At 68.4% G+C, this 4,796-nt stretch carries 5 protein-coding genes; 1 reads left to right on the forward strand and 4 read right to left on the reverse strand.

Annotation, left to right across the window (positions count from 1 at the left end; genetic code table 11):
• The first annotated feature begins 492 nt into the window (after positions 1–492).
• Positions 493–717, forward strand: coding sequence for a hypothetical protein (locus ACFYL6_RS33090; RefSeq protein WP_112584164.1), 225 nt, complete (start codon positions 493–495; stop codon positions 715–717).
• Positions 718–720: 3 nt separating this feature from the next.
• Here the strand turns inward: ACFYL6_RS33090 and ACFYL6_RS33095 are convergent, their stop codons facing one another.
• The 4 genes from ACFYL6_RS33095 to ACFYL6_RS33110 form a co-directional block, all read right to left on the reverse strand.
• Complete coding sequence (locus tag ACFYL6_RS33095) at positions 721–1,518, reverse strand: carbon-nitrogen hydrolase family protein (RefSeq protein WP_387177148.1); 798 nt, start codon at positions 1,516–1,518, stop codon at positions 721–723.
• 136 nt (positions 1,519–1,654) lie between these two features.
• Positions 1,655–2,950 carry an ATP-dependent Clp protease ATP-binding subunit ClpX gene (gene clpX / locus ACFYL6_RS33100; RefSeq protein ID WP_030333537.1) on the reverse strand — a complete coding sequence of 432 codons (1,296 nt, stop codon included), beginning with the start codon at positions 2,948–2,950 and terminating at the stop codon, positions 1,655–1,657.
• Positions 2,951–3,159: 209 nt separating this feature from the next.
• Positions 3,160–3,822, reverse strand: a complete 663-nt coding sequence (locus ACFYL6_RS33105; RefSeq protein ID WP_030333536.1) for an ATP-dependent Clp protease proteolytic subunit — start codon at positions 3,820–3,822, stop codon at positions 3,160–3,162.
• A gap of 10 nt (positions 3,823–3,832) precedes the next feature.
• Positions 3,833–4,474 carry an ATP-dependent Clp protease proteolytic subunit gene (locus tag ACFYL6_RS33110; RefSeq protein WP_007464111.1) on the reverse strand — a complete coding sequence of 214 codons (642 nt, stop codon included), beginning with the start codon at positions 4,472–4,474 and terminating at the stop codon, positions 3,833–3,835.
• Positions 4,475–4,796 lie beyond the last annotated feature (322 nt).

Here is a 4,796-nt window from a genome sequence, read left to right on the forward strand (position 1 = left end):
CCCAACGCTTTCCAGCGCCAGGCACTTTTACTACGTTACCCGCTCGTTTCCGCCGTGTCAAACCGATATTTCGCGGTTCGTCGTGCTTCACCCGAGAGCTCGGATAGTCTTACTTGTTCGAGTCCACGATGACGCACGTCGTCGCCGACGTTCGTTTCTGTCGTGGGAAGCCGCAGACCGGCCGATCACCGCGTCGCGGCTCTCCGCCCGGCTCCTGCCGGCTTCAGAACTCTACCCGGTCGGCTCCGCGTTCGCAACCCCGTTTCCGGAGTGTTCCGCACCGCCCGATCCTCAGTCTCGCTCGGCGTTCCCGCCACGAGCCTGGCGCCCGTTCTCGGCCGGTTTGTCCGGCCTCCCCCGTGCAGAGAGAAAGTTACGCGGACGGCCGGGAGAAGGCAAATCAGGGTTCATCACTGGTTCGGACGACGAGCACGCGACGGTCCCCGGCGCAGCCGAGGACGCGGGCCGCCTCGACGTGCCAGAGTGTCAGTCATGGATGAGTCCGGGCACGGCGCCAGGGTGTTCGCCGAGGAGGCGCTGCTCGGCCTCATCGGGCCGTTCTGGCAGGTGGTGATCGGTGCGGTCGTGCTGGTCGTACTCGTGCTCTCGGTGGGACGTCTGGCCCGAAGGGGCAGGTCCCGGATGACCACCGCGCTGCTGGTCACCGCAGCGGCCATCGCCGGGTTTGCGGTGATCGGCGTCCTGCTGGAGGGCTGAGGCTCAGAGCCGGCGGTTGGCCAGGCTGGGCAGCTCGGCGCGGATCGCGTCGAGTCGGTCGAGTTCCAGGTCGACGACGGAAACCCCGGGGCCGTCCGGCACCTGGCCGACGACCGTCCCCCACGGGTCGACCACCATGCTGCGGCCGAAACAGGTGCGACCCGGCTCGTGGTCGCCGATCTGGCCGGCCGCCGCCACGAAACACTGGTTCTCGATCGCCCTGGCCCGCAGCAGGACCTCCCAGTGGTCCCGCCCGGTGTGCATCATGAACGCGGCCGGAACCACCAGCAGTTGCGCGCCCCCATCGGACGCGAGCAGCCGGTACAGCTCCGGGAAGCGCAGGTCGTAGCAGATCGACAGGCCGACCCGCAGCCCCTCGACGTCGACCACCACCGGTTGGGCGCCGGGCGCCACACTCGCCGACTCCCGGTAGGAGACCCGACCGGGGATCTCCACGTCGTACAGGTGGATCTTGCGATAGCTCGCGGCCAGGCTGCCGGCACGGTCGAAGACCAGCGAGGTGTTCCAGGTGTGGTCCGGGTCGGGGCCGGCCTCGTGGAACGAGCCGGCCACCAGCCAGATCCCGAGCCGTCGGGCGACCCCGGCGAAGAAGCTGCCCACCTCCCCGTCGACCGGCTCCGGTTCGGGCAGCCCGGCGGCGGGACCCAGGTAGTCGACGTACTCCGGGAGGACGGCCAGGTCCGCGCCGCTGGCGGCGGCGCGCTCCAGTAGGGCCTCCGCGGCCGCCAGGTTGGCCTTACGGTCGTCCCGGGCGTTCAACTGGCAGACGGCGACACGCATGAGCAAAGGGTACGGCTGGAGGGCGCTGACGGACAGCGTCACGGTCTCGGCCGGCGCGGGTGATCACGGGCGAGCGGCGCCGAACACGATCACGCCGGCCGCTCAGGATCGAACGGCCGGCGTGACGCGGGAAGGATCAGGCGGACTTCTCTTCGCGGTCGCGCCGAGCCCGACGCCCGGTGAACTCACGCGGCACGATCGTGGGGTTGACGTTCTCCAGGACGACCTCACGGGTGATCAGCACGCGGGCGGCGTCGGGGTTGCTCGGCACCTCGTACATCGCGGAGAGCAGAACCTCCTCGATGATGGCCCGCAGACCACGGGCACCGGTGCCCCGCAGCATCGCCTGATCGGCGATGGCCTCCAGCGCCGGCTCGTCGAACTCGAGCTCGACACCGTCCAGCTCGAACAGGCGCTGGTACTGCCGGACGAGGGCGTTGCGCGGCTCGGTGAGGATGCGCACGAGGGCGCTGCGGTCCAGGCTGCGCACGTTGGTGATCACCGGCAGCCGGCCGACGAACTCGGGGATCAGCCCGAACTTGAGCATGTCTTCCGGCATGACCTGGCTGAAGATGTCGTCGGTCGACCGCTCGGACACCGACCGGAGCCGGGCACCGAAGCCGGTGCCGCCCTGCCCGGTGCGGGACTCGATGATCTGGTCGAGGCCGGCGAACGCGCCACCACAGATGAACAGCACGTTCGTGGTGTCGATCTGGATGAACTCCTGGTGTGGGTGCTTACGGCCGCCCTGTGGCGGCACGTTGGCCACCGTGCCCTCGAGCATCTTGAGCAGGGCCTGCTGCACGCCCTCACCGGAGACGTCCCGCGTGATCGACGGATTTTCCGACTTGCGGGCGATCTTGTCGACCTCGTCGATGTAGATGATGCCGGTCTCGGCGCGCTTGATGTCGTAGTCGGCGGCCTGGATCAGCTTGAGGAGGATGTTCTCCACGTCCTCGCCGACGTAGCCCGCCTCGGTCAGCGCGGTGGCGTCGGCGATGGCGAACGGGACGTTCAACATCCGGGCGAGGGTCTGGGCCAGGTGGGTCTTGCCGCACCCGGTCGGGCCGAGCAGCAGGATGTTGGACTTGGCCAGCTCGACGGCGTCACTGCCGGAGCCCGGCGCACCAGCCGCCTCGGCCTGGATCCGCTTGTAGTGGTTGTAGACCGCGACGGCGAGTGCCTTCTTGGCCTGATCCTGACCCACGACGTAGGTGTCGAGGAACTGGCAGATCTCCATCGGCTTGGGAAGCTCTTCCCACTTCACCTCGCCGGACTCGGCCAGCTCCTCTTCGATGATCTCGTTGCAGAGATCGATGCACTCGTCGCAGATGTAGACCCCTGGGCCCGCGATGAGCTTCTTGACCTGCTTCTGCGACTTGCCGCAGAAGGAGCATTTCAGTAGGTCGCCGCCGTCACCGATCCGTGCCACCTACGTTCTCCCTGCACTCATCGGCCGGAGACCCGGCCCTGACCTGCGGACGTTGCGCGCCGTCCGGCTTAGTTCGCGCCGCCGGCCGAACCGGCGAAGCGGTACGGACCCGACGTTACCCGCTGGCGGGGCATTCTCCGACCCCCAAAACGGGTGTGTCAGAGGTCGGCCAGGAACGGAGCCCCGGCCAACCTCTGACCCGATGCTGCTCAGCGGGCGGCGTTGGCCGCCAGCAGACCCTTCTTGCGACTGGTCAGAATCGTGTCGACCAGCCCGTACTCCTTGGACTCCTCGGCCGTCATGATCTTGTCACGGTCGATGTCCTTGCGAACCTGCTCGATCGGGCGGTTGCAGTGGCGGGACAGCATGTCCTCCAGCTGCGTACGCATCCGCAGGATCTCCCGGGCCTGGATCTCGATGTCCGAGCCCTGCCCGTAGCCGCCCTCGGTGGCCGGCTGGTGGATGATGATCCGCGAGTTCGGCAGGGCCATCCGCTTACCCGGAGTGCCCGCCGACAGCAGCACGGCCGCCGCGCTCGCCGCCTGCCCGAGGCAGACCGTCGAGATGTCCGGACGGACGTACTGCATGGTGTCGTAGATCGCCGTCATGGCGGTGAACGACCCACCCGGCGAGTTGATGTACATGATGATGTCGCGGTCCGGATCGGTGCCCTCGAGCGTCAGCAGCTGGGCCATCACGTCGTTGGCCGACGCGTCGTCCACCTGGACGCCGAGGAAGATGATCCGGTCCTCGAAGAGCTTGTTGTACGGGTTCGACTCCTTGACCCCGTACGACGTGCGCTCGACGAACGACGGCAGCACGTAGCGGTTGTGCACGGCCGCGAACTGGGGCGGCAGGCTCAGATCGGTCATCGTCAGCTCCTCAGCTCAGGGTCCCGGCGCCATCAGGAACCTGTGCGGCCCCGATGATCACCTTGTCGATGAAGCCGTAGTCCATGGCCTCCTGGGCGGTGAACCAACGGTCCCGGTCCGAGTCGGCCTCGATCTGCGACTGGCTCTGGCCGGTGTGGTGCGCGACCCGCTCCTGGAACATCCGCTTCGTGTAGAGCATCTGCTCCGCCTGGATGGCGATGTCGGACGCCGTGCCGCCCAGACCACCGGACGGCTGGTGCATCATGATCCGTGCGTGGGGCAGGGCGTACCGCTTGCCCTTGGTGCCCGCGCAGAGCAGCAGCTGGCCCATCGAGGCAGCCATGCCCATCGCCACGGTCGACACGTCGTTGTCGATGAACTGCATGGTGTCGTAGATCGCCATGCCGGAGTAGACCGAGCCACCCGGCGAGTTGATCCACAGGTTGATGTCGCGGTCCGGGTCCTCCGCGGCGAGCAGCAGCAGCTGCGCGCAGATGCGGTTGGCGACCTGGTCGGTCACCTCACTGCCCAGGAAGATGATGCGCTCCTTGAGCAACCGGTTGTAGACCGAGTCGTCGAGGTTGCCAATGGAGTCGCCACCGCGCGCGTCAATCGCCCGGAGCGACTTCTTGGGGATGTGCATGTCGGTCATGGCAGCCCTTCGCTCTCCGTACCGTCTTTCCCGACACTAACCGCTGTGCGGGGCGGCAGAGTCCCGGTCGGGGCACTGTTCGCTCTCAGCGCAGCTGTGTCGGGCGTACCCGCGGCGCGGGCTTCCGGGCGTACCCGGCAGTGCTTGCTGCCCGGGCGTACCCGGCAGTGCCTGCTGCCCGGGCGTACCCGGAAAGGGAAACGGCCGCCGGGCGGCCCCCCCCCCGGGGGGGGGGGCCCCCCCCCCCCCCACGGGGGTGGGGGCCCCCCCGGGGGGGGCGCGCCGGGGGCCAGGGGGGTACCCGGTGCCGGCCCGGCCGTTG

The sequence above is a fragment of the Micromonospora sp. NPDC007208 genome, from assembly GCF_042869175.1.
In the GTDB taxonomy this organism is placed as follows: Bacteria; Actinomycetota; Actinomycetes; order Mycobacteriales; family Micromonosporaceae; genus Micromonospora; species Micromonospora foliorum.

Bases quoted from the DNA above. Each gene is read 5' to 3' on its own strand.
- ACFYL6_RS33090 (WP_112584164.1), top strand. From the start codon at position 493: ATGGATGAGTCCGGGCACGGCGCCAGGGTGTTCGCCGAGGAGGCGCTG.
- ACFYL6_RS33095 (WP_387177148.1), bottom strand. From the start codon at position 1,518: ATGCGTGTCGCCGTCTGCCAGTTGAACGCCCGGGACGACCGTAAGGCC.
- ACFYL6_RS33105 (WP_030333536.1), bottom strand. From the start codon at position 3,822: ATGACCGATCTGAGCCTGCCGCCCCAGTTCGCGGCCGTGCACAACCGC.
- ACFYL6_RS33110 (WP_007464111.1), bottom strand. From the start codon at position 4,474: ATGACCGACATGCACATCCCCAAGAAGTCGCTCCGGGCGATTGACGCG.